The organism is Lysobacter antibioticus (assembly GCF_001442535.1).
Taxonomy (GTDB): domain Bacteria; phylum Pseudomonadota; class Gammaproteobacteria; order Xanthomonadales; family Xanthomonadaceae; genus Lysobacter; species Lysobacter antibioticus.
The window spans coordinates 1,924,627-1,950,651 of sequence record NZ_CP013141.1 but is presented as its reverse complement, the minus strand read 5'-3'; the positions used below and the strand labels follow the sequence as shown (position 1 = coordinate 1,950,651).

21 protein-coding genes are annotated in these 26,025 nt (G+C 67.1%); 5 read left to right on the top strand and 16 right to left on the bottom strand.

Annotated features, from left to right (window positions below):
- Positions 1–77: 77 nt before the first annotated feature.
- The 8 genes from cobA to GLA29479_RS07860 all read right to left on the bottom strand — a co-directional run bounded on the left by cobA (position 78) and on the right by GLA29479_RS07860 (position 10,925).
- Positions 78–824, bottom strand: a complete 747-nt coding sequence (gene cobA / locus GLA29479_RS07895; RefSeq protein WP_211265074.1) for a uroporphyrinogen-III C-methyltransferase — start codon at positions 822–824, stop codon at positions 78–80.
- A 78-nt stretch (positions 825–902) separates the two neighbouring features.
- Positions 903–3,734 (bottom strand): nitrate reductase, encoded by a 2,832-nt coding sequence (locus GLA29479_RS07890; protein WP_169795626.1) that lies wholly within the window; start codon positions 3,732–3,734, stop codon positions 903–905.
- Positions 3,734–4,081 carry a nitrite reductase small subunit NirD gene (gene nirD / locus GLA29479_RS07885; protein ID WP_057971270.1) on the bottom strand — a complete coding sequence of 116 codons (348 nt, stop codon included), beginning with the start codon at positions 4,079–4,081 and terminating at the stop codon, positions 3,734–3,736. Before nirD ends, GLA29479_RS07890 begins: the two co-directional genes overlap by 1 nt.
- 3 nt (positions 4,082–4,084) lie before the next feature.
- Positions 4,085–6,538 carry a nitrite reductase large subunit NirB gene (gene nirB / locus GLA29479_RS07880; protein ID WP_057973106.1) on the bottom strand — a complete coding sequence of 818 codons (2,454 nt, stop codon included), beginning with the start codon at positions 6,536–6,538 and terminating at the stop codon, positions 4,085–4,087.
- 20 nt (positions 6,539–6,558) lie between these two features.
- On the bottom strand, positions 6,559–7,728 hold the full coding sequence (locus tag GLA29479_RS07875; RefSeq protein WP_211265073.1) for a nitrate/nitrite transporter: 1,170 nt from the start codon (positions 7,726–7,728) through the stop codon (positions 6,559–6,561).
- Between the two features lie 1,105 nt (positions 7,729–8,833).
- A complete protein-coding gene (locus GLA29479_RS07870; protein WP_144436405.1) occupies positions 8,834–9,094 on the bottom strand; it encodes a hypothetical protein in 261 nt (86 codons plus the stop codon).
- 590 nt (positions 9,095–9,684) lie between these two features.
- The gene (locus tag GLA29479_RS07865) at positions 9,685–10,275 is read right to left on the bottom strand and encodes a hypothetical protein (RefSeq protein WP_211265042.1); all 591 of its coding nucleotides are present in this window, start codon (positions 10,273–10,275) and stop codon (positions 9,685–9,687) included.
- 44 nt (positions 10,276–10,319) lie between these two features.
- Complete coding sequence (locus GLA29479_RS07860; protein WP_211265041.1) at positions 10,320–10,925, bottom strand: hypothetical protein; 606 nt, start codon at positions 10,923–10,925, stop codon at positions 10,320–10,322.
- A 250-nt stretch (positions 10,926–11,175) separates the two neighbouring features.
- Between GLA29479_RS07860 and GLA29479_RS07855 the strand changes: the two genes are divergently transcribed.
- Positions 11,176–11,937, top strand: a complete 762-nt coding sequence (locus tag GLA29479_RS07855) for a glutathione S-transferase N-terminal domain-containing protein (RefSeq protein ID WP_057971267.1) — start codon at positions 11,176–11,178, stop codon at positions 11,935–11,937.
- A 350-nt stretch (positions 11,938–12,287) separates the two neighbouring features.
- Positions 12,288–12,761, top strand: coding sequence for a YehS family protein (locus GLA29479_RS07850; RefSeq protein WP_031372738.1), 474 nt, complete (start codon positions 12,288–12,290; stop codon positions 12,759–12,761).
- Between the two features lie 38 nt (positions 12,762–12,799).
- On the opposite strand, the gene GLA29479_RS07845 is transcribed toward GLA29479_RS07850, so the two are convergent.
- Complete coding sequence (locus GLA29479_RS07845) at positions 12,800–13,876, bottom strand: CmpA/NrtA family ABC transporter substrate-binding protein (RefSeq protein WP_057971266.1); 1,077 nt, start codon at positions 13,874–13,876, stop codon at positions 12,800–12,802.
- Positions 13,877–13,883: 7 nt separating this feature from the next.
- Complete coding sequence (locus GLA29479_RS07840; protein WP_057971265.1) at positions 13,884–14,459, bottom strand: ANTAR domain-containing response regulator; 576 nt, start codon at positions 14,457–14,459, stop codon at positions 13,884–13,886.
- Between the two features lie 86 nt (positions 14,460–14,545).
- Between GLA29479_RS07840 and GLA29479_RS07835 the strand changes: the two genes are divergently transcribed.
- The 3 genes from GLA29479_RS07835 (at position 14,546) to GLA29479_RS24405 (ending at position 17,529) form a co-directional block, all read left to right on the top strand.
- Positions 14,546–15,526, top strand: a complete 981-nt coding sequence (locus tag GLA29479_RS07835) for a siroheme synthase (RefSeq protein WP_057971264.1) — start codon at positions 14,546–14,548, stop codon at positions 15,524–15,526.
- Between the two features lie 540 nt (positions 15,527–16,066).
- A complete protein-coding gene (tssA, locus tag GLA29479_RS07830; RefSeq protein ID WP_057971263.1) occupies positions 16,067–17,113 on the top strand; it encodes a type VI secretion system protein TssA in 1,047 nt (348 codons plus the stop codon).
- A gap of 98 nt (positions 17,114–17,211) precedes the next feature.
- A complete protein-coding gene (locus tag GLA29479_RS24405; RefSeq protein WP_144436404.1) occupies positions 17,212–17,529 on the top strand; it encodes a hypothetical protein in 318 nt (105 codons plus the stop codon).
- Here the strand turns inward: GLA29479_RS24405 and recJ are convergent.
- From recJ to carA, 6 genes are all read right to left on the bottom strand, one after another.
- Positions 17,526–19,250, bottom strand: coding sequence for a single-stranded-DNA-specific exonuclease RecJ (gene recJ / locus GLA29479_RS07820; protein ID WP_057918153.1), 1,725 nt, complete (start codon positions 19,248–19,250; stop codon positions 17,526–17,528). The genes GLA29479_RS24405 and recJ overlap by 4 nt on opposite strands.
- 8 nt (positions 19,251–19,258) lie before the next feature.
- Positions 19,259–20,200 carry a hypothetical protein gene (locus GLA29479_RS07815; protein ID WP_057971262.1) on the bottom strand — a complete coding sequence of 314 codons (942 nt, stop codon included), beginning with the start codon at positions 20,198–20,200 and terminating at the stop codon, positions 19,259–19,261.
- Positions 20,201–20,242: 42 nt separating this feature from the next.
- Positions 20,243–20,719, bottom strand: a complete 477-nt coding sequence (greA, locus tag GLA29479_RS07810; protein WP_036149007.1) for a transcription elongation factor GreA — start codon at positions 20,717–20,719, stop codon at positions 20,243–20,245.
- A 214-nt stretch (positions 20,720–20,933) separates the two neighbouring features.
- Positions 20,934–24,185, bottom strand: coding sequence for a carbamoyl-phosphate synthase large subunit (gene carB / locus GLA29479_RS07805; protein ID WP_057971261.1), 3,252 nt, complete (start codon positions 24,183–24,185; stop codon positions 20,934–20,936).
- A 7-nt stretch (positions 24,186–24,192) separates the two neighbouring features.
- Positions 24,193–24,639 (bottom strand): DUF6973 domain-containing protein, encoded by a 447-nt coding sequence (locus tag GLA29479_RS07800; protein ID WP_031372728.1) that lies wholly within the window; start codon positions 24,637–24,639, stop codon positions 24,193–24,195.
- Complete coding sequence (carA, locus tag GLA29479_RS07795; protein WP_057971260.1) at positions 24,639–25,766, bottom strand: glutamine-hydrolyzing carbamoyl-phosphate synthase small subunit; 1,128 nt, start codon at positions 25,764–25,766, stop codon at positions 24,639–24,641. Before carA ends, GLA29479_RS07800 begins: the two co-directional genes overlap by 1 nt.
- Between the last annotated feature and the right edge of the window lie 259 nt (positions 25,767–26,025).

The window sequence follows — 26,025 nt, the reverse complement described above, 5'->3', positions numbered from 1 at the left end:
ATGTACGCAAAAAAGCGCAGAGCGCAAGTTCGATCTCGGCGGCGTCGCAAAAGATTTGTGCCAGCTGAAACATTTTTTTAGGACAGACAAACTCGATCAGCGCCCACCATCGCACCCTTCGCTTCGACGCGCGCTTCGGCGAGCGCAGCACCGATCAGGATCACACCCGGCCGACCGAAGACGATGCGCTCGGCATCGCCGGTCAATCGCTGCAACGTCGTCAACAAGCACGTTTCGCAGTCCTGACTCGCGCCCTGCACGATCGCCGCCGGCGTATGCCCCGGCAGATGCAGCAGCAGCCCCGCCGCCACCGATGCGATGCGGCTCATGCCCATGTAGATCGCCAAGGTGGTGCCGGTGGCGGCGAGCGCGGCCCAGTCCGGTTCGCCGTGGTCGTGGGTATGCGCGGTGACGAAGGTGATGCCGTGGCAGTGATCGCGGTGGGTCAGCGACACGCCCAGGCTCGCCGCCGCGGCGAAACCGGCGCTGATGCCGTTGACGATGCGCACCGCAATGCCGGCGCGGCGCAGGAAGTCGATCTCTTCGCCGGCGCGGCCGAACAACAACGCATCGCCGCCCTTGACCCGCACCACCCGCTGCCCTTGCAGTGCATAACGGCGCATCAACCGGCAGATGAAAGCTTGCGGCGTCGAGCGGCAGCCGCCGCGCTTGCCGACGCGGATCACCCGCGCCAACGGCGCCAATTCGACGATACGCGGGTCGACCAGTTCGTCGAGCAGCACGACCTCGGCGGCGGCGAGCGCTTTCGCCGCCTTGATCGTCAGCAGTTCCAGGTCGCCGGGGCCGGCCGACAGCAACACCACTTCGCTGGGCGCGCGCCGGAACGAGTCGGAAACGATGCGATCCATGATGACTCCGTATTGATGCCCGAGGGGTCGTGATCACGCCTGTGCCGCGAGGCGGCACAGTTGGTTCAATTGCGGTCCGCAGGAACCGCAGACGGTGCCGCAGCCCAGGCGCTGTTTGAGTTCGGCGACGCCGGCGCCGCGGGCGATCTCGGCGCGAATGCTCGACTCGCGGATCTGCAGGCAGTTGCACACCACCGCATCGCGTGCGCCGCCACCGCCGGATTGTGCGAACACCGCCAGGCGCGATCCGCTCCATGGCCGCCCGGACAGGGCCGAATCGAGCAGGTTCTCCCCGGCGTCGTGGCGCTGCGCATCGGTCAACAGCAGGCCGTCGATGCGGTTGTCGTTGCAATCGGCGCGCCACGACACCCGCTTCAACAGGCCGCGGCGCGCGTCGCGGTATTCCAGGGTGTCGCGGCCCGCGTGCAACTGCAGCGCCTCGCTCAAGGCCTCCAGCCATTCCGGCGGCGGCGCGTGCTCGCAAGCCGCGCGCAGTACCAGCCATGCCGGGTCGTCGGCCACGCCGCCGCGCATACTGGACATCCCCTCGGCCATCGCATCCGCAGCGAGGCCGAGCGCTGCGAAACCGCAATCCCTGAGCAGCGGTTGCACCGCCGCCTGCAGGCTCAAGGCATCGCCGCGCCGTGCCGCGAGCAGATGCCAGGCGAATTCGGCTTTCTCGACCCTTACTGCCGCATGCTTGAGCTCGGGCTGCAGCGAACGCGCATCCACCGCCGGCTGGCTGACTTCGTTGATGCCGCCGCTGGAGAGGAACTGCCCGCTCCAATGCATGGCCGCGAACACCGTGCCGGACGCGACTTCGTCCGATAGCTCCAGCGGCAGCACCAGTTCGCCGCGCTTGCTGATCACTTTGACCAGATCGCCCTGGGCCAGCCCGCGCCGCGCCGCGTCTTGCGGCTGCATGCGCAGGCCCGGTTCGGGGCTGTGCGCGAACGCACCCGGCACTCTTCCGCTGCGCGACATGCCATGCCATTGATCGCGCAGGCGCCCGGTGAGCAAGCGCAGCGGAAAGCGCGCCGAGGTCGCCTCGGCCACCGGCCGATACGGCGTGGGGTGAAAGCGTGCGCGGCCATTGGCGGTGGCGAACACGCCGTCACCGTAGCGCCGCGCCAGGCCCTGCGCTGCGCCGGCCGGAAACGGCCATTGCTGCGGCCCCTGGCGGTCCAGGCGTGGATAGTCGAGCCCACCGATGTCGTGGTCGCGACCGACGGTGAGGCGACGATGCTCGTCGAAGATCTGCGCCGGCCCATCGAAGGCGAACAGCGGCGCGACGCCGGGCGGCCCGAGGCGCGCTTCCAGGCGACGCGCCACTTCGTTGGCGATCCACCAGTCCGGCCTGGTCTGGCCGGGCGCCGGCACCGCCGCACGCACCCGCGAGATACGCCGTTCCGAGTTGGTTACCGAGCCGTCTTTTTCGCCCCAGCTCGCCGCCGGCAACAACACGTCGGCATAGGGCACGGTGTCGGTGTTGCGGAAGGCTTCCTGCACGATCACGTACTCGGCCTGTTGCAGCGCTTCGCGCACCTGGCCGATGTCGGGCATGGAATGCACGGGATTGGTGCAGGCGATCCACACCGCCTTGACCCGGCCAGTGCGCAAGGCCTCGAACAAGGCTACCGCCGACAAGCCGGGTTTGGCCGACAGGCTGTGCCCGGGCAGCCCCCACAGGCTTTCGAGTTCGGCGCGGTCGGCGTCGTTGCCGATCTCACGATGCGCGGCGAGCATGGTCGCCATGCCGCCGACTTCGCGCCCGCCCATCGCATTGGGCTGGCCGGTCAGCGAGAACGGCCCCGCGCCGGGCTTGCCGATCTGGCCGGTGGCCAGGTGCAGATGGATCAGGGCCAGGTTCTTGTCGGTGCCGTGCGCCGACTGATTGAGGCCCATGCAGTACAACGACAACGCCGCGACGTCGCGGCCGAACCAGTCCGCGGCCTGGATCAGGTCGGCGACCGCAATCCCGCACAACTCCGCGGCCATGCGCGGGGTGTAGTCGCGCAGCATCTGTTTGAGTTCGGCATAGCCCTCGGTGTGCGCGGCGATGAACGCCGCATCGACCCGCCCTTCCCAGATGAGGTGATGCAGCATGCCGTTGAACAGCGCCACGTCGGTGCCGGGCTGGATCTGCAGATGCAGGTCGGCCATCGCCGCGGTGTCGGTGCGGCGCGGGTCGATCACGATCCAGCGCACCTCGGCATCGCGCTCGCGCGCCGCTTCCAGGCGCCGGAACAGCACCGGATGCGCATAGGCCATGTTGCTGCCGGCGAACAGCACGGTCTTGGCCAGTTCCAGGTCTTCGTAGCACGTCGGCGGGCCGTCCGCGCCGAGCGCCAGCTTGTAGCCGCTGACCGCGCTCGACATGCACAGGCGCGAGTTGGTGTCGATGTTGTTGGTGCCGAGCAAGCCCTTGGCGAGCTTGTTGAAGACGTAGTAATCCTCGGTCAACAACTGCCCGGAGATATAGAACGCGACCGCATCCGGGCCGTGCTGCTGGACGATGCCGGCCAGGCGGTCGGCCACCGTATCCAGCGCCAGCGCCCAATCCACAGGGCGGCGCGGCTCCTGCCGCAAGTGACGCAGCTCCGGCGCCAACAAGCGTCCGCTCAGGCTGCTCGCGGTCTGCGGCAGGCTGCGGCCCTTGGTGCACAAACGGCCCCGATTGGCCGGATGCTCGGGGTCGCCTTCGATGCCGACGATGCGGCTGCCGTCCGGGCCGTGTTCGGCATCGATCAACACCCCGCAGCCGACCCCGCAATAACAACAGACCGAGCGAGTGCGCGTACGCTGCAACTCAGGCGCGGTCGCCGGCAGCGTGTCGATCTCACCACGCAGCGCCAGTTCTTCCATCAGCCGCCGCTCCCGGCCGCGGCCGTATCGAGCGACAGCCACACCTCGTCGCCGTCGATGCGCACCGGGAACTTGCGCGCGCAACCGACGTCGGGCGCGCAGGCTTCGCCGCTGGCCAGAGCGATGTTCCAACCGTGCAGCGGACAGGTGACGCTGTCGCCCGCGACGATGCCTTGCGACAGCGGCCCGCCCTTGTGCGGGCAGCGGTCGACCATCGCGAACACGCGGTCGCCGGCGGTGCGGAACAGCGCGATGTTGTCGGCGCCGGCGACTTCCAACACCCGCGCGCCCAACACCGGAATGTCGTCGAGCCGGCAGACCCGCAACCAGTAGGCAGTCGGTTGCATGGTTCAGGCCTCCGCCTCGACGAGCGTTGCGGGAATGCGCAGCGGCTGGAACTCGCGCGGACGCGCCCCGGCGATGCGCGCGGCCCAGGGGTCGGGCAAGCCTTCCAGCGCGTACAGCAAACGCTCGAACAAGGCCTTGCGGTTGCCGGCGTCATCGACCACGCGCTGGACGATGTAGTCCATGCCGACGCGGGCGATGTAGTGCACGGTGCGGTCGAGGTAATAAGCCTCCTCGCGGTACAGCTGCAGGAAGGCGCCGGTGTACTCGCGCACCTCGTCGCTGGTCTTGACCTTGACCAGGAAGCGCGCGACCTCGGTCTTGATGCCGCCGTTGCCGCCGATGTGGATTTCCCAGCCCGAATCCACGGCGATGATGCCGACGTCCTTGATCCCGGATTCGGCGCAGTTGCGCGGGCATCCCGACACCGCCAGCTTGACCTTGTGCGGGCTCCACATGTTGGCCAGCATGGTTTCCAGGTCGATCCCCATCTGCGTGCTGTTCTGGGTGCCGAAGCGGCAGAACTCGCTGCCGACGCAGGTCTTCACCGTGCGGATCGACTTGCCGTAGGCGTGGCCGGAGTTCATGCCCAGGTCTTTCCACACATCGATCAGGTCTTCTTTCTTGATGCCGAGCAAGTCGATGCGTTGGCCGCCGGTGACCTTGAGCATCGGCACCGCGTACTTGTCGGCCACGTCGGCGATCCGGCGCAATTCGCCGGCATTGGTCACCCCGCCCTTCATCTGCGGGATCACCGAGAAGGTGCCGTCCTTCTGGATGTTGGCGTGGGCGCGTTCGTTGATGAAACGCGACTGCGGGTCGTCGACCGCTTCGCGCGGCCAGGTCGAAAGCAGGTAATAGTTGACCGCCGGCCGGCACGTGGCGCAGCCGTTCGGCGTGCGCCATTCCAGGAAGGCGTAGGCCGCCGCGTGGGTGTACAAGCGATGCTCGCGGATCGCCTTGCGCACGTCGCCGTGGCTGTGGTCGGTGCAGGCGCACACCGCCTTGGTCTTCGGGGTTTCCTGGAAGTTCGAGCCCAGACAGTTCATCAGGATCTGCTCGACCAGGCCGGTACAGGAGCCGCAGGAACTCGCCGCCTTGGTCTGTTTCTTGACCTCGTCGACGGTGAACAAACCCCGCTCGTTGATGGCCTTGACGATGGTGCCCTTGCACACGCCGTTGCAGCCGCAGACCTCATCGCGGTCGGTCATCGCGCTGGCGCGGTTCTGCCCGGCGGTGCCGGAATCGCCGAGCGCTTTCTCGCCGAACATCAACTGGTCGCGGCGGTCGTCGATGCGGCTGCCGTCCTTCAGCAATTTGAAATACCAACCGCCGTCGTTGGTATCGCCGTAAAGACAGGCGCCGATCAAACGATCGTCCTTGATCACCAGCTTCTTGTAGACCCCGCCGGCCGGGTCGGACAGGACGATTTCCTCGCTGCCGTCGCCGCCCATGAAGTTGCCGGCCGAGAACAGGTCGATGCCGGTGACCTTAAGCTTGGTCGAGGACACCGAGCCGCTGTAGATGCCGATGCCGTAGTTGGCCAGGTGATTGGCGCAGACCTTGGCCTGCTCGAACAAGGGCGCGACCAGACCGTAGGCGATGCCGCGGTGGCTGACGCACTCGCCCACGGCATACACTCGCGGGTCGAAGGTCTGCAACGAGTCGTTGACGACGATGCCGCGGGCGCAATGGATGCCGGCGGCCTGGGCCAACTGGATGTTCGGGCGGATGCCGACCGCCATCACCACCAGGTCGGCCGGCTCTTCGCTGCCGTCGGAGAAGCGCACCGCGGTCACTTCGCCCTGCGCGTTGCCGATGAGTTCGTGGGTCGAGGTGTTGAGGCGGAACTTCAGCCCGCGCTCGGTCAGCGACTTCTCCAGCAACTGCCCGGCGACCGGATCGAGCTGGCGCTCCAGCAGCCAACCCGCCAGGTGCACGACCGTCACTTCCATGCCGCGCTGCTTGAGGCCGTTGGCGGCTTCCAGCCCGAGCAGGCCGCCGCCGATCACCACCGCATGCCGTTTCACCTTGGCGGTGTCGATCATCGCCTGGGTGTCGTGGATGTCGCGGTAGCCGATCACCCCTTTGAGGTCCTTGCCCGGCACCGGCAGCACGATCGGCAGCGAGCCGGTCGCGAGCAACAGACGGTCGTACTCGGCCTCGGTGCCATCGGCGGCAATCACCCGCCGCCGCACCCGGTCGATGCGGGTGACTTCCTTGCCCAGATGCAGACGGATGCCGTGCTCGGCGTACCACGCCAGCGAATTGAGCACGATGTCGTCGAAGGCCTGCTCGCCGGCCAACACCGGCGACAGCAGGATGCGGTTGTAGTTCGGATGCGGCTCGGCGCCGAACACGGTGATGTCGTACATGTCCGGGACCAGCTTCAACAGCTCTTCGAGCGTGCGCGCGCCCGCCATGCCGTTGCCGACCACCACCAATCTGGGTTTCTTCATGAGTTCGCTCCGGGGCCGGTTCAGACGCGTGCGGCGCTGAGCGCCGCCCAACGGTGGCGCCACTGATGCCGCAGGCTCGCCAACAAGCCCCAGGCCAAGGCCGCGCAACCGGCGAACAGCCACAGGCCGAGCGCATAGCTGCCGGTGTGCTGCTTCAACACGCCCATGCCGGCGGCGAGCAAGAAACCGCCGATACCGCCGGCCATGCCGATCAAGCCGGTCATCAGGCCGATGTCGGCGCCGAAGCGTTGCGGCACGAGTTGGAACACCGCGCCGTTGCCGGCGCCCAGGCACAACAGCGTGAGTACGAACAAGGCGACCGTCGCGACCGGGCCGCCGAGCCCGAGCGCGGCGATGGCGACCAAGGTCGCGACCGCGAGATACACCGCCAGCAAGGTGCGGGTGCCGCCGATGCGGTCGGCGATCGCGCCGCCGAGCGGCCGCATGACCGAGCCGGCGAGCACGCAGGCTGCGGTCGCCCAACCGGCGATCTTCGGCTCGAAGCCGAACTGGTCGTGGAAATAGCCCGGCAAGGCGCTGGCGAAGCCGGCGAAGCCGCCGAAGGTGATGGCGTAGAACAGCATGAACCACCACGAGTCGCGGTTGCCGACCAGCACCCGGCCGTAATCGGCCCAATGCTTGCTCGGCGTATCGACCGGCGCGTCCTTGGCGCAGACCGCGAACACCACCAGCACCAGCAGCAGCGGAATGCAGGCCAGGCCGAACACGTTCTGATAGCCGAACGCGGCCGCCAGCGCCGGTGCGAACAAGGCCGCGAGCACCGTGCCCGAGTTGCCGGCGCCGGCGATGCCCATTGCCGTGCCCTGATGCTCGGGCGGGTACCAGCGCGAGGCCAGCGGCAAGGCGACCGCGAACGAGGCCCCGGCGACGCCGAGCATCAAGCCGAGCAACAAGGCCTGGGCGAAACTGTCGACGCCGAGCCACCACGCCACCAACAGGGCCGCGATCACCAACGCCTGCGCGATCAGGCCGGCGCGCTTGGCGCCGACGCGGTCGGCGAACATCCCCAGGACCAAGCGCAACACCGCACCGCACAGAATCGGCGCGGCCACCATCAGGGCCCGCTGTTGCGTATCCAGATGCAGCGCCTGGGCGATCTGCACCTGCATCGGCCCGAGCAGGTACCAGACCATGAAACTCAAATCGAAATACAGAAAAGCCGACAACAGCGTGGGCGTATGCCCGGCCCGCCAGAAGGATCGATCCATCCGCGCAATCTCCGAACGGGGCCGCGGCGAACGCCCGATCCAGGCGTCCCGCAGCGGCCGTGAGGGGGAGAAACGAAAACGGCGCCTTCCCGGTTCGCACCGGAAAGACGCCGTTGTCTTCGACAGGCCGGACCGCCGTTGGCCCGTCTGCCGGAATCAGGTTGTCGCGGATGCGCCGTTGCACCCGCCTACTAGGCTACGCAATAGCCGTGCCAACTACGCGCGTCGCAGCGAACGAGCTGTGTTGGTCACGAATTCAATCACTTGGATGAGCGACACGGATACGCGTTCGGTGCCTGCGGCGCGCCGCGCTCCAAAATCGGGCGGGCTTGCACCATGTTTGTGCAACGCAGCATCAGATGCCTGCGTTCGGGTCGTTGGAGCGAGGGTCGGCGTATCGAGCGGGTGGCGATTTTGGTTATGCCTGGGCAGGTTTCTCGGAGTGGATGGCGGTCCCAAGCCGCTGCTCGTGTTGTGGACGGAAGCTCTACTTCTGCTTGAGGCGCACGCCGGAGGCCGCGAGAACGCGGTCGCGACTTGCGTCGCTCCTACCCTGGGCTCCAGCCGCAAACGGCGAGGATGGTGATCGCGGCTTCTAAGGGTAGGAGCGGCGTCCTACTGGATTTCCTTCGGTCACAAGCCGCGACCGCGCTGTAACGGGTTTGCGGCGTTTGGCTCAAGCAAGATCAAGATCAGGATCAAACGCCAAAAGCTTCCGCCACTAAAGCGGCGGGTTACTTTCTTTTGTCATAAGCAACAAAAGAAAGATAACCAAAGAAAAATGCTTTTCTTTTGAATCACAGGCCCGCACGAGCGATGCCCGCGCAGGGATTTTTCATACGGGACATCCCTGTCCCGATGAAAAACGGCGCGCATCCCTGCGCGCCGCCCTCCGGGTCTTCGATTGCCTTCGCGAGTACTCAGCGACGCACAGCAACCGCGCAGGCAGAGGCAGAGGCAGAGGCACAGGCAACGCCGGCGGCAACGGTAGCGGCAGCAGCAGCAGCGGAATCTGGGGTAAAGGCACCCTCTTCCCTACTAGCGCTTCGACTACGCAACAAACGCCTCAGGCCGCTGCGACTTCCTCGCACACCGAACGGGCCGCGCGCTCCAGCGCTTTCAGGCAATTGTCGTGCAGCATGGAGACATGTTGGTCGCTCATGGTTTCGCTGTGCACGATCAAGGTCACCTGAGTGCCCACGCCCAGCCCCGAGAAAACGGTGCTGTGTATGACCTTCGTGCTGGGCGCTTCCGCTTGCGGCCTTGCCTGCTCGATGCTCGGCGCTGCCGGAACGACTGTATTACGACCGACGATTTGGATACTCATGCGAACCTTCCACTGACGGATCATCTGTAGCTCGATTGACTGGTCGCGATTCCGTTCGCAGGCCCTGGAAAAAACCGTGTCGCCGATAGGCCAAAGCCTGCGCAAGCGATACCTCCAATGGCTGGCACACTTCCTTGTGCCCTAGCTCGACGTCGCAGGCATCGCGGCCATGCAAGGTCTCAAACCGAGCTTACAAAATAAAACGTGACGCAATACGCAATTCGCTTATGAAAATATCGACTCTAGTAAAGTTGGCACACTCGAACAGCGCGCCCTTGTGAGTTTCGGCACACATAGATGTGTCGAGAAAACCATCTCCTCGTCATTGCTAATGCGAATGCAGATTCACTGCGACATCGCGGCCGATGACTGCGCACGGGTCATACGTGATCGCTCGACAGATGCACGCTACTGCACCTGTGTCGCAATGTGGAATCAGCCGCAAGCAGCCGTCGCATAAACGGCCAAGCAGCGCCGAATACGATCGGCGCTGGTTCCGCATGATTCGCCGAAGTCTCGATCGCGACGGCCAAGACACCATCGAACAGATCGTAGACCTACTCGCAGACGACGAGAATTCTTCCCTCGCCTCACCCGGTCCGCGTATAGCGCATCACCCAGTTGGTCTCCCAGGTCGCACCGCCGTCGGGCGAGAACGCCTGCTCCCACTGCATGCGGCTGTCGCCGAGGTGGGTGAACACACCGCGCACCCGTACCGGCTTGCCGTCGTGGAGGTCCTCGGAAAAGAAGGTGCCGACACGGCCTTCGAATCGTCCGATGCCCGGCGTGTCGATCTTCACCGGGTTGCGGCCGTCGAGCCACCAGTCGGCCCAGGTCTGGGTCTTGGCATCGAACGCGCGCAAGCCCATGCCACGGTACACGCCGCCGGCGCGATAGGACACGCTGTCGTTGATATTGGCGATGCCTCCCAGCAGGGACTGACAGCGGGTGCTGCCGTCGAATTCCTCCCAGTCGTTATTGCCCGCCAATCGTTGCTTGAGGCGACGATGTTTGACGTCCCAGCTGCCGAGAAAGAAATCGAAGTCGCGTTCGGCGCCGGCGCGGCTTGCATTCGCCTTCGTAACCTCTTCGGCGCCGGCGGTGGTACCGAGCAGCATCAAGGCAGGAACCGTCGCGAGCGACAATTGCAACAGGCGGCGGCGATCGATCGAATCGGTCATGAACGTTGTCTTCGTGAGGAAACCTGGCAAGGGATGGCGCTGGCTCAGTCGGCCGCGGCGGTCTTGGTATCGACGCGGACGAAATCGGTGACCCAGTTGAGCTCCCAGGTCTTGCCGCCATCGATCGAGAACGCCTGCTCCCAACGCGGCGCATCCGGGCTGGGCTGCGACCAGGTCACCCGCACCAGCACCGATTTGCCTTGCATCGTGTCCTTGGCGAAGAAACGCCCGAGGCCGTGCTCGAAGCGGCCCTTGTTCGGCGGACTCAGGTCGTCGCCGGGGTTGCGGCCGTCGAGCCACCACACCGCCCACTGGCCGGTCTGGGCGTCGTAGGCGCGCAGGCTTACGCCGCGATAGGTGCCGCCCGGCATGTTGAAGACGTTGTCGCCGGTGTTGCCCCACCCGTCCATCAACGGGCGCTGGCTGAAGCTGCCGTCGAACTCGATCCATTCGCTGCTGCCGACGAAGCGCTGCTTGAGCCGGCGGTGCTTGGTCTTCCAGTGGCCGTTCAAGAAATCGAAGTCGCGCAGGCCGGACAGATCGGCCGGCTTCGTCGTCTTGGGCGTGTCCTGCATCGCCATCGCCATCGGTGCGATGACCATTGCCGCCGCCAATAGTGCGGCGCCGAGCGCGTAACCGATCCGCTTCATTCGACTGCCCTCCTGTGCCTGCCGAAAAAATAGCGGCGCCGCGCAGGGCGAAACAGGGCCATTAAGGCCGAAGCTGCGAGGCCATTCGGGGGCTCGGCCACCCATCCAGTCGCAGTCGGACAAACCCGACGCGCGGCGAAGATGCGACCTCTGCGCCTGCGTAAGGAAAGGCGGTAGAGGTCACCGTTTCAAACCGTGCGATGCTGGATCGTGCAAGGTTCAACCGATGCCATCCGGGCGGGAGCAAGGCATGCAGGCAGATCCGGCAGTGACCTTGGTCGGCGAATCGTTTTCGCCGTGGACGCAGAAGGCGCGCTGGGCGCTGGAGCACTGCGGCCTGCCTTTCGGCTATCGCGAATACACCCCCACCCTCAGCGAGCCCTGGCTGCGCTGGCGAATGCGGCAATGGACCGGCGCGGTTTCGGTGCCGGTGCTGCTGACTGATGTGCAGGTCGTGCGCGGCTCTTGGGACATCGCCCGCCATGCTGATACCCACGCTGGCGACGGCCGTCTGGGCGATTTCGCCGCGATCGAAGCCTGGAACCAGCTCAGCGAAGCCGCGCTTGCGGAGATCCGCACCCGCGTCGTGCGCGGCGTGCTCGCCAGCTCCCTTGCCCTCGACGAAGCCCTGGCCGGCCTGCTGCCGGCGCCCTTGCGCCCACCGCTGCGCTTCGTCGCCCGCGATGCCGCGCGCCGGCTCGATCGCAAGTATCGGCACCTGCTCGTCACCGGCTCCCTGCGGCGCGCACTCGAACGACTGCGCGAAGGATTGCATCGCTCCGGCTCCGGCTATCTGTTCGAGCGCTTCGGCTATGCCGACATCACCATGGCGGTCGTGCTCGAAGGCATCGCCCCGAGCGCGCGGACCGAACCCCCGCTCGGCCCGGCCCACCGCCGCTGCTGGAGCGACCCGCAGCTAGCGGACGAATTCGCCGACCTGCTGGATTGGCGCGCCTCGTTGGCGCGCTCGCCGACAACTTCGTATTCGCAGTTGTCGGCAATCGCCGACTGACTACCCACGCGCGCAAATTCGCTCCGTCGCCGCCGGCTATTTCTTACAGCGCGTCGCCGCATCGGCCTGGGTCGCATTCGCCGTCCACAGGCGGACGATGCGGTCCAGCGCCAGGCCGCTGCGGGATTTGCTGCAGAAGACGATGCCGTCGCGCTGCCGCCGCGTCGACCGCCCAACTGGCTGAACGCCCCCGTTCACCCCTGCGCGCCCAGGAATGCCAAAATGGCCCACCCACGACTTTCCAGCGGCTGCCCCGGCCTCGCGCCCGTCGCCGCCTGCACCACGAAAGACCCCGAACCCGACTCGCGCTCCGCCTTTGCCTGCTCCAGGCGCGGCGCCATGGAACACCGATGATCAACAACGACGTACTGCGCAGCATCCGCTACATGCTCGACCTCAGCGACCTCAAAGTCGTCGAGATCGCCAAGCTGGCCGACCCGAACCTGGCCCTGGAAAAGGCCGACATCCTGGCGTTCCTGAAGAAGGAGGACGAGGAAGGCTATGCCGAATGCAGCAACCTGGTGCTCGCGCATTTCCTCGACGGGCTGGTGTTCCACTACCGCGGCCGCGACGAAAGCCAGCCGCAGCGCCCGGTGGAAAAACGCGTCACCAACAACGTGGTGTTGAAGAAGCTGCGGGTCGCCTTCGAATTGAAGGACGTCGACATGCACCAGGCCTTCCAGGATGCCGGCTTCCCGATTTCCAAGCCCGAGCTGACCGCGTTGTTCCGCCAGGCCGACCACAAGAATTTCCGCCTCTGCGGCGATCAGCTGCTGCGCAACTTCCTCAAGGGCCTGACCCTGCGCGTGCGCGGCGGCGGCTGAGGCCGCACCGCTTCGACCCACGGCCGCGTGGGTCGGCGCTATTCCCAGACCGTTCCATCGAACAGCAGGCTGCGGCGGCTGTCCACGGCCGGCACCGCGACCTGCAATCGCTGCGCCGCCTCGCGATAAGTGTCGAGGCGGTGGATGTTGCCTAGCCGGGTCGCGTCTTCGCCCGGCTGCGCCGGTGCCAACCAACCCCAGCGGCGGAATTGCTGCAGAAACCAGCGCCCGTCCGACAGCCAGGGGAAGTTGACCCGGCCGTCGTCGTGGAAACGCAGGCCGCTGTCGCTGGCGTCGATGGCGCCGCCCGGCAACAGACAGGCTTCGATCAACGCGGCAGGCAAACCGATCACCTCCGGCTGCGCCAGCCATGCCACCGCTTGCCGTCGGTGCTCGGCCTCGTCGAGCCAACGGCAGGCGTCGAGCAAAGTTGCGGTCAAGGCGAACGCGAGCTCCGGCTGCAAGGCGGCGAACTCGCGCCGGCAGGCCAATACCTTCTCCGGGTGCCCCGACCACAGTTGGCCGCTGCGGATCGCCAGCCGGCCGACGCCAAGCGCCTCGGCCTGGGTCGCCCAGGGTTCGCCGGCGCAGTACCCATCGAGCTCGCCATCGGCAAGCGCCGCCGGCATCTGCGGCGGCGGCAGGGTCTGGCTGCGGACGTCGCGCAGCGGGTCCACGCCCTGCGCGGCGAGCCAGTAGTACAGCCACATCGCGTGGGTGCCGGTGGGGAAGGTCTGAGCGAACACCGGCCGCCTCGGCAGCTCGGCCAACAGTTCGCGCAACGGCCGGCCCGCGGCGAGGCCCTGCGCCAATGGCTGCGACAAAGTGATGGCCTGGCCGTTCTGGTTGAGGGTCAACAGGATCGCCAGATCGGCCTGCGGCCCGGCGATGCCGGCATCGATGCCGTAGACCAGGCCGGCGAGCGCATGCGCGGCGTCGAGTTCGCCGGACAGCAGTTTGTCGCGGATGGCCGCCCACGAGGCCTGCCGCCGCAACACCAGGCGCAGGCCGTGGCGCCGGTCCAGCCCCAGCCGCACCGCCGCGATCAGCGGCGCGCAATCGATCAGGGGCATGTAGCCCAGGGTCAGCGTCGGCACGTCGTCGTCGATAGTCATGCGGCCCTCATCCGATCAGGTCGGCCATGGCGATGATCTGGCGCGCCACGTCGACCAGCTTGGCGCCCTGCCGCATCGCCTGCTGGCGCAGCGCGGCGTAGGCCTCGCTTTCGCTCATGCCGCGCTTCTCCATCAACAGGCCCTTGGCGCGGTCGATCAGCTTGCGGTCGAGCAACTGCTGCTGGACGTCATCGAGCCGACGGCGGATATGCAGTTGCTGCTCGAAGCGCGCCAGCGCCACCTCGATGATCGAAGCCAGCCGTTCCGGGGCCAGTCCGTCGACCACGTAAGCGGTGACGCCGGCGCCGACCGCGGCGCGGATCAGCTGGTGGTCGCCGTCGGCGGAAAACATCACCACCGGCCGCGGCGCGTGCTGGTGCAGCATCGCCAGCTGTTCCAGCGAATCGCGCGAGGGCGAGTCGACATCGACGATCACCACGTCCGGCTGCTGCGTCTCCACCGCCCGCAGCAAGGCGCCGGTGGCGGCCACTTCGTCCAACACCTCGTGCCCGGCCGCCAGCAGCGCGGCGCGCAGCTGGCCGATCGGCTTGTCGGTGTCGGTGACCAAGAGGACGCGTAGCATTGCAGCCCTGGCTGGCGAAGTTCGACCCCATGTTGCCATGCAACATGAGCGGCCGCGAGCCGCCCCCGCCGTCTCCAGGAACCCGCATGGCGCTGTTTCCCCTGTTCGCCAACCTGTCCGGCCGCGAGGTCCTGGTGATCGGCGGCGGCGAGGTCGCCACCCGCAAGATCGAGGCCCTGCTGCAGGCCGGGGCGCGGGTCGAGGTGCATGCCCATGCGCTCCACGAAACCCTCCAGCAGTGGCTGGACGAGGGCCGGCTGAGCCGGCGCGAGGGGGCGTTCGACCCGGACTGGATCGACCAGGCCTGGCTGCTGATTGCGGCCACCGACGACCACGCCTTCAATCGACGCCTCGCCGACGAGGCCGGACGCCGCAAGCGCCTGGCCAATATCGTCGACGACGCCGCCCTGTCGAGCTTCCAGATCCCGGCCCTGGTCGACCGCGCGCCTTTGCAGGTCGCCATTTCCTCCGGCGGCGCCGCGCCGATGCTGGCCCGGCGCCTGCGCGAGCGGCTGGAGTCGCAGCTCGATCCCTCGCTCGGCGAACTCGCCGGCCTGTTCGAACGCCACCGCGACGCGATTCGCCAGGCGCTGCCGCAGTTGCCGCAACGGCGACGATGGTTCGACCAGGTGCTCGACGGCCCGGTGCCCGGTTTGCTCGAACGCGGCGAAAGCGAGCAGGCCGAACAGTCGTTCCGGTCGGCTCTGCAGCACAGCGACGCGGTCTCGCGCACCGGTTCGGTGCTGCTGGTCGGCACCGGCAGCGGCGACGCCGGACAACTGACCTTGCGCGCGTTGCGTGCGCTCAATCAGGCCGATGTGCTGTTGTACGGCCCCGCGGTCGCCGCAGCGGTGTTGGTGCTGGCGCGGCGCGACGCCCCGCGCCGGCCGCTGCCGGCCGATGCGGAGCAGCAATGGCAGTTATTACTCCGCCACGTCGAAGCCGGCGACTGCGTGGTGTGCCTGCAACCCGGCGATGCCTATCGCACAGCGCCCGGCGATGCGCTGGCGCGGCGGCTCGCCGAACACGGCATCGCACATGAAGTAATCGCGGGGCTGTCGTCGTAAGCACGGACATCGACAGAGCGTACACGAACGAATGACGCGGGCTGAGCGGTCGCATCGGACGGCTGCATCCAGTCTCGGAAACCGCATCTTGCCGATCGCAGATGCCGATGCGTGCATCGACCGTGCTGCTCTTCAACACCTTACTTGGCATGCAGGTATCGAGCGCGGCTCCGACGAACAGTGCGCAACGGATCCCCACGACGCTGTGCCGAAACGTCAAATGTGCACCAAGGCATATTCACAACGAATTCATGCTTTTGCCCCGCCCCCTTCGCTTCCAGGTTCGATGCACGCTACAAACGCAATTTCCCGGTTCGTCGCGCTTACCGAACCTGGACGATCCGTCATGTCGGCCGGCACTGACGCAGCCGTCGTTCTTCAGTCTCTTACTAATGTGCTGCGAATTACATTGGCCATGCAGCAGTAGCTCATTACAGAACCCGCCGGGCACTGTCGTTGTTAGACTCCGGGATGGCTGCTATCCATAACATTCATCGCCGAACGAGCAAATCACGTCACTAAGGACTAAGGACGGTTGGGATGCTTCCTTTCGACACACTCCAATGCGCGTCTTCGCTGATCGGGCCGATCGCCCCCGATCGACCTTGCGGAGAGAATCTCGATCACGAGCAAGACTATCTCGACCTGCTGCGCATCGCGGCCGGCCGAGAAGCCCCTGCCTGGGACGCACTCGTGTTCGCCGCCGAGGCGCCCGATTGGCTTGCGGTGGAACGCGAGGCCTGCGGCCTGTTGGCACGCACGAAGGATCTGCGCATCGCCGCCTTGTTGACCCATGCCTGGTTGCAACGCTATGGCTTGCCGGGGTTCGCCAAGGGCTTGGAGCTGATCGAAGAATGGCTGGATCGCTATTGGCTGGAAGTGCATCCGCGGCTCGACGTGCTCGGCCGTTACGACCCGTTGCCGCGTCTGTACGCGATCGCCGCGATCGCCGACGCGATGAGCATCGGCAAGTCGATCCGCAACGCGACCCTGCTGCGCGACCGCCACGGCGTGCTGACCTTGCGCGAGACCGTGCGCGCGCTGGTCGAGGCACGCGTCGCAAGCCTGCCGAGCGGTTGCAGCGTCGAGCGCAACAGCCTGGCCGTCGATCTGCGCGATGCGCGTTCCAGCGGACAAACCGAGGTCTTCGCGGTCGTGCACATACTTGCAGTGCTCGCGCGGATCAAGGCCCGGGTCGGGCAAGCGCTCGACCCGAGCCTGGTACCGGATTTCAGCGCCATCGAGGCACCGCTGCGCGTCGTCCACGTGGTGCTGGATGCCAGTGCGCCGCTCGACGGGCAAACGACTCCCGATCTCCACCCCGATGCCTGCGGCGACCGCGTCATACGCCAGGCCGCCGCGGCGATGCTGGAATTCCGCTCGCGCGACGACGTCGCCCTGGCCCTTGAACAAGCCAGCGCCTACCTGGAACGTTACGAACCCAGCCATCCGGCGCCGCTGCTGATCCGGCGCGCCCTGCGGCTGATGGACATGAATTTCTGCGACATCGTGCGCGACCTGGTGCCGGCATCGCTGGCGCACGTGCAAAGCCTGGCCGGCACCTCGGTGTACGTGCCGGCCGAGTGAACTGCGCCGACCACGCATCCGGATACCGGCGCCTGCCGGGCTAGGCGAGCCGCGAAGCGGCTTCGTTCGAACGACTATCAGGCCGCGAACTGCAGGCCATGAATTACCTACGCGCGTTCGCCGTGCTGCACTGCCTGCTCGGTGATGCGGACGTGAGCGTCGGTGACGTGCACGCCGAAGGTCTGCATGTCCGCGAGGCACTCATCGACTTCGACACCGGCCATGGGCTCGCCCTGCCGCATCTCCACGCTCATGAAATGCGACCACGGGGCAAACTGCGCAGGCAGATTGGCGCCGGACAGATCGCTGGTGAAGCCGAAGACGCGCCCGGGCCCTCGAAACAGATGTACTTGCATGGCGATACCTACGATCTTGAAAGAGGGGTGTCCGGGCGAAGCGGTCTGACCGACCTTTAGACCGACTCCCGGTAAACCACGTTGAGCTGGATCGCGTCCCCGCCCCGGTAGTCGTCCGGCTCGAGTTTGAATGCCGCCAACACGTACTTCGGCGGAGGCGTTCCATCCCAACCGTTGAAATGGATGGCGTTCAAGGGCTCCGCCCTGCCTTCCATCCGCAGCACCAGCTTCAGGTGCTTCTCGCTGAGCACTCGATGGCTGACAACCTCGAAGTTCCCGGAAAAAACCGGCTCGGGGAAGCCTTGGCCCCAGGGGCCGCCGTCGCGCAGGGACTCGGCGTGAACGCGGTCGAGTTCGCCGACTTCGAGTTCGCCGTCGCTGAGCACGTCGGCCTGCAGCAGCTCCGGGGTCAGGATGCGGCGCGCGCAGGCGTCGAAGGCCTCGCGGAACGCGTCGAACGCGTCCAGACGCAGCGACAGGCCGGCGGCCATCGCATGTCCGCCGAATCGCTCGATCAGGTCCGGGTGTTGCGCGGCGACGTCGGCCAGGGCGTCGCGGATATGAAAGCCGGGGATCGAGCGCGCCGAACCGCGCAATTGCGTGCTGCCCGGTTCGGCTGGCGCGAACGCGATCACCGGCCGGTGCAGGCGCTCCTTCATCTTCGAGGCGACCAGCCCGACCACGCCGGGATGCCAGTCGCCGTCGAACAGGCACAAGGCCATCGGCATCGCCGCGGCGTCGATGGCAACGCGGGCGAAGGCGAGTTCGGCCTCGTCGGTCATCTGCTGCTGCACCGCGCGGCGTTCGGCGTTGATCTCGTTGAGGGTGGAGGCGATGTCGCGCGCCTGCGCGGCGTTCTCGGTCAGCAGGCATTCGATGCCGAGCGCCATGTCTTCGAGGCGGCCGGCGGCGTTCAGACGGGGCGCCAGGGCGTAACCGATGTCGGACGCGGTGAGCCGCCGGTAATCGCGCTGCGAAACTTCGATCAGCGCGCGCAGGCCGGCGCAGCCCTGCCCCGCACGCAGACGGCGCAGGCCGGCGGCGACCAGGGCGCGGTTATTGGCGTCGAGCGGCACCAGGTCGGCGACCGTGCCGACCGCGACCAGGTCGAGCAACACGCTCAGGTCCGGGCCGTTGCCGTCGCCGAAGGCGCCGGCGTCGCGCAGGCGCCGGCGCAAGGCCAGCAACACGTAGAACATCACCCCGACGCCGGCGAGCATCTTGCTCGGGAAGGCATCGCCGGGTTGGTTCGGGTCGACGATCGCATCGGCGGCCGGCAGATGTTCGCCCGGCAGATGGTGGTCGGTGACCAGCACCTGCCAGCCGCGCCCGCGCGCCGCGGCGATGCCGGCATGGCAGGCGATGCCGTGGTCGACGGTGACGAGCAATTCGGGTTGCAGCGCGGCGAGTTCGTCGACCAGGGCCGGCGACAGGCCGTAGCCGTGCACGATGCGGTTCGGCACCGCGTGCGACACACGCCGGGCGCCGAGCATGCGCAGGCCGCGCACGCCGACCGCGCAGGCGGTGGCGCCATCGCAGTCGAAATCGCCGACTACGACGATGTGGCGATCGGCGGCGATCGCCTCGGCGAGCAAGGCGGTCGCCGCATCCAGGCCGAGCATGCCGTCGGGCGGAAGCAACTGGGTCAGCCGCGGCTGCGCCTGTTCGACGCTGGTCGCGCCGCGCGCGGCGTAGACCCGGCGCAGCAAGGGCGGAATCGCGTCCGGCCATGACCCGGCTTCGACCGGTTCGCGGCGGCGCAAGCGTGCGACCGGTTTCATCGTGTCGTTCAATCCTGCAGGGAACGCAGCGGCTTGCGCCAGAAGCGCCAGCGCTGCGAGCGCGCGAACTCGAAACGTTCGCCGTCGGCGAAGGCCAGGCTGACGCGGTCGAGTGCGCCGGCATCCAGCGCGAGCCCTATCGGCTCGAACCAGTCGCGTTGCAAGGGGGTAACGTCGCGGGCGCCGCGCAGATCGAACAGCCGCGCACCCTCGCCCGCGCTCCACGCCGACGGCAGTTCGCCGGTGACGATGCCGGCCTGGGCGCCGAACGCGGTCAGGGCCTCGTCGTCGCTGCGCACTTCGCCGTATTCGCTGCGGACGTGGTCGGGCAATACGCCGCCGCCCCAGAACCACAGCGAATTGATCGGCGCCAGCCCGGCGGCGATGCGCTGGGCGTTGTGCGGATGGTTGTGCAACAGCACCTGCGCCTCGCTGAGCAAGGCGCGCCAGCGGCGGCCTTCGGGGCCGTCGCCTTCGACGCCGGGCAGGTGCTGGAACATGTCTTCGCCGAGCGCCCGCTCGGGCGAGGCGAAACGCGGCAGACGCGCTTCGCGCGACAGCGCCAGATACCAACGCGTCGGCGTAGGCGCATCGATCGGAAAGCCGGCATCGCCGAACAAAGGTTTCAAGGCCGGCAGCAGCGCAGCGCTGTCGCGCTCGCTCAGCGACAAAGCCTCGCCATAAGCCAACAGGCGTGCGCCGTTGATGTCGGGACGCACATAGGCCGGATCGGCGCGCAACCAGGCGCCGAGCATGGCATCGCCTGCGTCGCGCTGGCGGGTCACCGCCGCGACCGGCCAGCCACGCGGCAGGATATCGAACACCCGCGCGGCCTGGTCGCCGGCCTCGACGCTGCGATCGGCGCGCCCGAGCCGGCGCCCGAAGGCCTCGCTCAGGCGCTGGCCGCCGAAACGCGCCCGTTCGGGCAACAGCAGGGTGGCGCTGTTCATGCGCGGCGGTTCATGCACGGCGAGCGCGGATGCCGGTCACGGTCAGCCTTCGTAGCTGACGCCGACGATCTCGTACTCGTGGGTGCCGCCCGGCGCTTCGATGACGACGCTGTCGCCTTCGTTCTTGCCGATCAGGGCGCGCGCGACCGGCGAGGAAATCGCGATCAGGCCGAGTTTGATGTCGGCTTCGAGGTCGCCGACGATCTGGTACTTGCGCTCTTCGTCGGTGTCGACGTTGGCCAGCTCGACGGTGGCGCCGAACACGACCTTGGAGCCGGCGTTGAGCTGGCTGATGTCGATGACCTGGGCATGCGACAGCTCGGCTTCGAGCTGCTTGATGCGGCCTTCGATGAAACCCTGCTGTTCGCGCGCGGCGTGGTATTCGGCGTTCTCCTTGAGATCGCCGTGGGCGCGCGCTTCCGAAATCGCGTTGATGACCGCCGGCCGCTTGACCGACTTCAGTTCTTCCAGCTCGGCGCGCAGACGCTGCGCACCCTTCACCGTCATTGGTGCTCTCATTCCAGCTTCCTCATACCGGGCTGTCCCGGCCGATCGAGTTGATTGTTGACCCATTGTGCCGGGAACGCGCGCGCTTGACACCCTTGTGACGGGGCACCGGTTTCCGCGACGGCGGCAGGCCATGGAGAGGGCGTCCCCTGCCCCGCTCGGAGCGGGAAAGGGACTGGCGGGCCCGGTCAGCGCCGGGCCCGCCGTTCGGATCGACCGCGGTCGATCAGGCCGTGGCGGCGCCGATCTGCGCGTGCAGTTCCTGCAGCGACCAGACCGGGCCGGTGCCGCGATAGTCCAGCGAGTTCACCAGCGCGCGCGCGCCCGACACCGTGGTCGAGTAAGTCACGCGCTGCTGCAGGGCCTCGCGGCGGATCGAGAACGAGTCCGAGATCGCCTGGCGGCCTTCGGTGGTGTTGATGATATAGACGATCTCGCCGTTCTTGATCAGGTCGACGATGTGCGGACGCCCCTCGGTGACCTTGTTGACCAGTTCGCAGGTCACGCCGTTCTCGCTGAGGAAGCTCTGGGTGCCGCTGGTGGCGACCAGCGTATAGCCGCGGCGCACCAGTTCCTGCGCCACCGGCAGCACGCGCAGCTTGTCCGGGTCGCGCACCGAGATGAAGGCCTTGCCGACCGGCGGCGCCTTGATGCCGCCTGCTTCCTGCGCGCGCGCCATCGCCGCGCCGAAGTTCTTGCCGACGCCCATCACCTCGCCGGTCGAACGCATCTCCGGCCCGAGGATCGGGTCGACGCCCTGGAACTTGGCGAACGGGAAGATCGCTTCCTTGACCGAGTAATAGTCGGGGACGATTTCTTCGAGCGCGCCCTGCGAAGCCAGGGTCTGGCCGACCATGCAGCGCGCGGCGATCTTCGCCAGCGCCATGCCGGTGGCCTTGGACACGAACGGCACCGTGCGCGAAGCACGCGGGTTGACCTCGATCAGGAAGATCGTGTCGTTGCCTTCGGCGTCGGTCTGGATCGCGAACTGGGTGTTCATCAGGCCGACCACCTTGAGCGCCTTGGCCAGGGCCACGACTTGCTGGCGCAGGCGTTCCTGGGTGGCGGCCGACAGCGAATACGGCGGCAGCGAGCACGAGGAGTCGCCCGAGTGCACGCCGGCTTCCTCGATGTGCTCCATCACTCCGCCGATCAGCACGTGGCCTTCGCGGTCGGCGATGATGTCGACGTCCACTTCGACGGCGTTGTCGAGGAAGCGGTCGAGCAGCACCGGCGAATCGTTGGAGACCTTGACCGCATCGCGGATGTAACGGGTCAGGTCGGCGTCGGAGTAGACGATTTCCATGGCGCGGCCGCCGAGCACGTAGCTCGGGCGCACCACCATCGGGTAACCGATCTGGCTGGCCAGCAGCAGCGCCTCGTCGGGGTTGCGCGCGGTGCGGTTGATCGGCTGGGCCAGGCCCAGCTCCTGCACCAGTTGCTGGAAGCGCTCGCGGTCCTCGGCCAGGTCGATGCTGTCCGGGGTGGTGCCGATGATCGGCACGCCGTTGGCTTCGAGCGCGCGCGCGAGCTTGAGCGGGGTCTGGCCGCCGTACTGCACGATCACGCCCTTGGGCTTTTCGAGGTCGGCGATCTCGAGCACGTCTTCCAGGGTCAGCGGCTCGAAGTACAGGCGGTCGGAGGTGTCGTAGTCGGTCGAGACCGTCTCCGGGTTGCAGTTGACCATGATGGTTTCATAGCCGTCCTCGCGCAGGGCGAGCGCGGCATGCACGCAGCAGTAGTCGAACTCGATGCCCTGGCCGATGCGGTTCGGGCCGCCGCCGAGCACGATGATCTTGTCGCGGTTGCTGGGCGCGGCTTCGCACTCGTCCTCGTAGGTCGAGTACATGTAGGCGGTGCTGGTGGCGAACTCGGCGGCGCAGGAGTCGACGCGCTTGTACACCGGGCGCACGCCGATGGCGCGGCGCAGGGTGCGCACCGCGGTTTCGTCGGTGCCGGTCAGCTGGGCGATGCGCGCATCCGAGAAGCCCATGCGCTTGATCGCGCGCATGCGGGTCTTGTCGAGCGCGCCCAGGCCGCCTTCGGCGATCTCGCGTTCACTGGCGATCAGCTCTTCGATCTGGTCCAGGAACCACGGGTCGACGAACGACAGCGCGTGCACGTCTTCGACGCTCATGCCGGCGCGGAAGGCGTCGCCGATGTGGAACATGCGCTCCGGGCCCGGCTCCTTCAGTTCGCGGCGCAGCTTGGTCAAGTCGGTTTCGCTGCTCAGGTCCAGGCCGGTCGGGTCGAGGCCGACCTTGCCGGTTTCCAGGCCGCGCAGCGCCTTGTGCAGCGACTCCTGGAAGGTGCGGCCCATCGCCATGACTTCGCCGACCGACTTCATCTGCGTGGTCAGGCGGGCGTCGGCCTGCGGGAATTTCTCGAAGGCGAAGCGCGGGATCTTGGTGACGACGTAGTCGATGCTCGGCTCGAACGAAGCCGGGGTGGCGCCGCCGGTGATCTCGTTGCGCAACTCGTCCAGGGTGTAGCCGATGGCGAGCTTGGCGGCGATCTTGGCGATCGGGAAACCGGTGGCCTTGGACGCCAGCGCCGAGGAACGCGACACGCGCGGGTTCATCTCGATGACGACGACGCGGCCGTCGTGGGCGTTAATGCCGAACTGCACGTTGGAGCCGCCGGTGTCGACGCCGATCTTGCGCAGCACCGCGATCGAGGCATCGCGCAGGCGCTGGTATTCCTTGTCGGTCAGGGTCTGCGCCGGCGCGACCGTGATCGAGTCGCCGGTGTGCACGCCCATCGCGTCGAAGTTCTCGATCGAGCAGACGATGATGCAGTTGTCCGCGGTGTCGCGAACCACTTCCATCTCGAATTCCTTCCAGCCCAGCACCGACTCTTCGACCAGGATTTCATGCACCGGCGAGAGTTCCAGGCCGCGCTTGGCGATCTCCTCGAACTCTTCCTTGTTGTAGGCGATGCCGCCGCCGGTGCCGCCGAGGGTGAAGCTCGGGCGGATGATGGTCGGGTAGCCGACGCGGGTCTGGATGTCGACCGCCTGCTCGAAAGTGCGCGCGACTTCGGCCTTCGGGCATTCCAGGCCGATCTCGCTCATCGCGATGCGGAACAGCTCGCGGTCTTCGGCCATGCGGATGGCGTCGCGCTTGGCGCCGATCAGCTCGACGTTGTACTTCTCCAGCACGCCGTTGTCGGCGAGGTCCAGCGCGCAGTTCAGCGCGGTCTGGCCGCCCATGGTCGGCAGCAGCGCGTCGGGCTTTTCCTTGGCGATGATCTTCTCGACCGTCTGCCAGTTGATCGGCTCGATGTACACGGCGTCGGCCATGTTCGGGTCGGTCATGATCGTGGCCGGGTTCGAATTGACCAACACGACGCGGTAGCCCTCGTCGCGCAGCGCCTTGCACGCCTGCGCGCCGGAGTAGTCGAATTCGCAGGCCTGTCCGATCACGATCGGGCCGGCGCCGATGATCAGGACGGTTTTGATGTCGGTACGCTTGGGCATGTCGTCCTCAGTAAAGTCGGTCCTGCCACGCGTCGGGCGCGCGCCAGGTGATCTGCTCGGGCGATCGTGCATCGATCGCCCCATGGTCGACCGCGGCGCGAACTTCGCGCTGCATCGCGGTCCAGGTCGGAGCGGCGGCGCCGAGGCGCGCGCCGATCCGGTTGTTGTGGGCATCCATCGCCCGGCTCGGGTTGCCTTGGCCGCCCCGCTCCATCACCGCGGTCACCCAATCGACGCAACGCGGCGACAAGGTGTAGGCGACGATCGCGCTGGCCAGGCTGTGGCGGTACGCATCGGCCGGGCCGTTGCGCCCGCCCGGCAGCGCCGCGGCGAACCACTGCGCATACACCGCGATCATCACGAAGGCGGGATACGCGGCGAGCGCGGCCAGCACCGCCAACGCACGCAGACGCCAGCGGCGTCGGCGCGGCGGCTGGGCCGGCGCTGCGCTCATCAGGCCTTGGCCTGCTCGAGCATCGAAACGAACCGGTCGAACAAGGGCGACACGTCGTGCGGGCCCGGGCTGGCTTCCGGGTGGCCCTGGAAGCTGAAGGCCGGCGCGTCGGTCAGGGCGATGCCCTGGTTGCTGCCGTCGAACAGCGAGCGGTGGGTCACGCGCACGTTGGACGGCAGCGAAGCTTCGTCGACCGCGAAGCCGTGGTTCTGCGAGGTGATCATCACCCGGCCGGAATCGAGGTCCTGGACCGGATGGTTGGCGCCGTGGTGGCCGAACTTCATCTTCAGGGTCTTCGCGCCCGAAGCCAGGCCGAGCAGCTGATGGCCCAGGCAGATGCCGAAGGTCGGGATCTTCTTGGCGACGAATTCCTTGATCGCGGCGATCGCGTAATCGCAGGGTTCCGGGTCGCCGGGGCCGTTGGAGAGGAATACGCCGTCCGGATTCAGCGCCAGCGCCTCGGCGGCCGGAGTCTGCGCCGGCACCACGGTGACGCGGCAGCCGCGCTCGGCGAGCATGCGCAGGATGTTGAGCTTCACGCCGAAGTCGTAGGCGACGACGTGGAAGCGCGGCTCGACGTTGACGAAGGCGTTGCGGTCCAGGTCGAGCTGGCCGTCGGTCCACTCGTAGCGTTCGCGCGTGCAGACTTCCTTGGCCAGGTCCATGCCCTTCAGGCCGGGGAACTTGCGCGCGGCTTCGAGCGCCTTGGCGACATCGATCTCGCCGGCCATCAGCGCGCCGTTCTGGGCGCCGGTGTCGCGCAGCAAGCGGGTCAGCTTGCGCGTGTCGATATCGGAAATGGCGACCACGCCGCGCTCGCTGAGCCACTGCGGCAGCGCGACCTGGCTGCGCCAGTTGCTGGGACGACGCGGCACGTCGCGCACGATCAGGCCCGAGGCCCAGACCTGGCGCGCTTCGTCGTCCTGGTCGGTGCAGCCGGTGTTGCCGACGTGCGGATAGGTCAGCGTGACCAACTGGCGGGCGTACGAGGGATCGGTGAGGATTTCCTGGTAGCCGGTGATCGCGGTATTGAATACGACTTCGCCGACACTGAGGCCGGGCGCGCCTACGGAAACGCCCTCGAATACGGTACCGTCTTCGAGGGCGAGGATTGCGGGTTGAGTCACGGGGGTCGCCTTGGCTGCCGAAGGATCTGATCCCGTGCGCGACATCGGCAAAACCGACTTGCAGCAAAGCGCGGACGCGGTGCGGGACCGGTCCGGCGTTCGGGATTCAGGCGAGCCGGAATTCTAGCGGCGATGGGCTCCGGAAGCCAGCTAAAATTTGCCCGGATCGCAGCGGCCGGGCCCGTTCAGGCAGCGCCGGCGCGAGACATTCGCCGCGGATTTATCGCGGTTGGGGCGCTTCGAACCCTCTGCAACTGCC

Excerpts from the sequence above, each read along its gene's own strand:
- GLA29479_RS07890 (WP_169795626.1), bottom strand. The coding sequence starts at position 3,734 with ATGGAAGAACTGGCGCTGCGTGGTGAGATCGACACGCTGCCGGCGACC.
- nirD (WP_057971270.1), bottom strand. The coding sequence starts at position 4,081 with ATGCAACCGACTGCCTACTGGTTGCGGGTCTGCCGGCTCGACGACATT.
- nirB (WP_057973106.1), bottom strand. The coding sequence starts at position 6,538 with ATGAAGAAACCCAGATTGGTGGTGGTCGGCAACGGCATGGCGGGCGCG.
- GLA29479_RS07870 (WP_144436405.1), bottom strand. The coding sequence starts at position 9,094 with ATGAGTATCCAAATCGTCGGTCGTAATACAGTCGTTCCGGCAGCGCCG.
- GLA29479_RS07865 (WP_211265042.1), bottom strand. The coding sequence starts at position 10,275 with ATGACCGATTCGATCGATCGCCGCCGCCTGTTGCAATTGTCGCTCGCG.
- GLA29479_RS07860 (WP_211265041.1), bottom strand. The coding sequence starts at position 10,925 with ATGAAGCGGATCGGTTACGCGCTCGGCGCCGCACTATTGGCGGCGGCA.
- GLA29479_RS07855 (WP_057971267.1), top strand. The coding sequence starts at position 11,176 with ATGCAGGCAGATCCGGCAGTGACCTTGGTCGGCGAATCGTTTTCGCCG.
- GLA29479_RS07850 (WP_031372738.1), top strand. The coding sequence starts at position 12,288 with ATGATCAACAACGACGTACTGCGCAGCATCCGCTACATGCTCGACCTC.
- GLA29479_RS07845 (WP_057971266.1), bottom strand. The coding sequence starts at position 13,876 with ATGACTATCGACGACGACGTGCCGACGCTGACCCTGGGCTACATGCCC.
- GLA29479_RS07840 (WP_057971265.1), bottom strand. The coding sequence starts at position 14,459 with ATGCTACGCGTCCTCTTGGTCACCGACACCGACAAGCCGATCGGCCAG.
- GLA29479_RS07835 (WP_057971264.1), top strand. The coding sequence starts at position 14,546 with ATGGCGCTGTTTCCCCTGTTCGCCAACCTGTCCGGCCGCGAGGTCCTG.
- tssA (WP_057971263.1), top strand. The coding sequence starts at position 16,067 with ATGCTTCCTTTCGACACACTCCAATGCGCGTCTTCGCTGATCGGGCCG.
- GLA29479_RS24405 (WP_144436404.1), top strand. The coding sequence starts at position 17,212 with ATGAATTACCTACGCGCGTTCGCCGTGCTGCACTGCCTGCTCGGTGAT.
- recJ (WP_057918153.1), bottom strand. The coding sequence starts at position 19,250 with ATGAAACCGGTCGCACGCTTGCGCCGCCGCGAACCGGTCGAAGCCGGG.
- GLA29479_RS07815 (WP_057971262.1), bottom strand. The coding sequence starts at position 20,200 with ATGAACAGCGCCACCCTGCTGTTGCCCGAACGGGCGCGTTTCGGCGGC.
- greA (WP_036149007.1), bottom strand. The coding sequence starts at position 20,719 with ATGAGAGCACCAATGACGGTGAAGGGTGCGCAGCGTCTGCGCGCCGAG.
- carB (WP_057971261.1), bottom strand. The coding sequence starts at position 24,185 with ATGCCCAAGCGTACCGACATCAAAACCGTCCTGATCATCGGCGCCGGC.
- GLA29479_RS07800 (WP_031372728.1), bottom strand. The coding sequence starts at position 24,639 with ATGAGCGCAGCGCCGGCCCAGCCGCCGCGCCGACGCCGCTGGCGTCTG.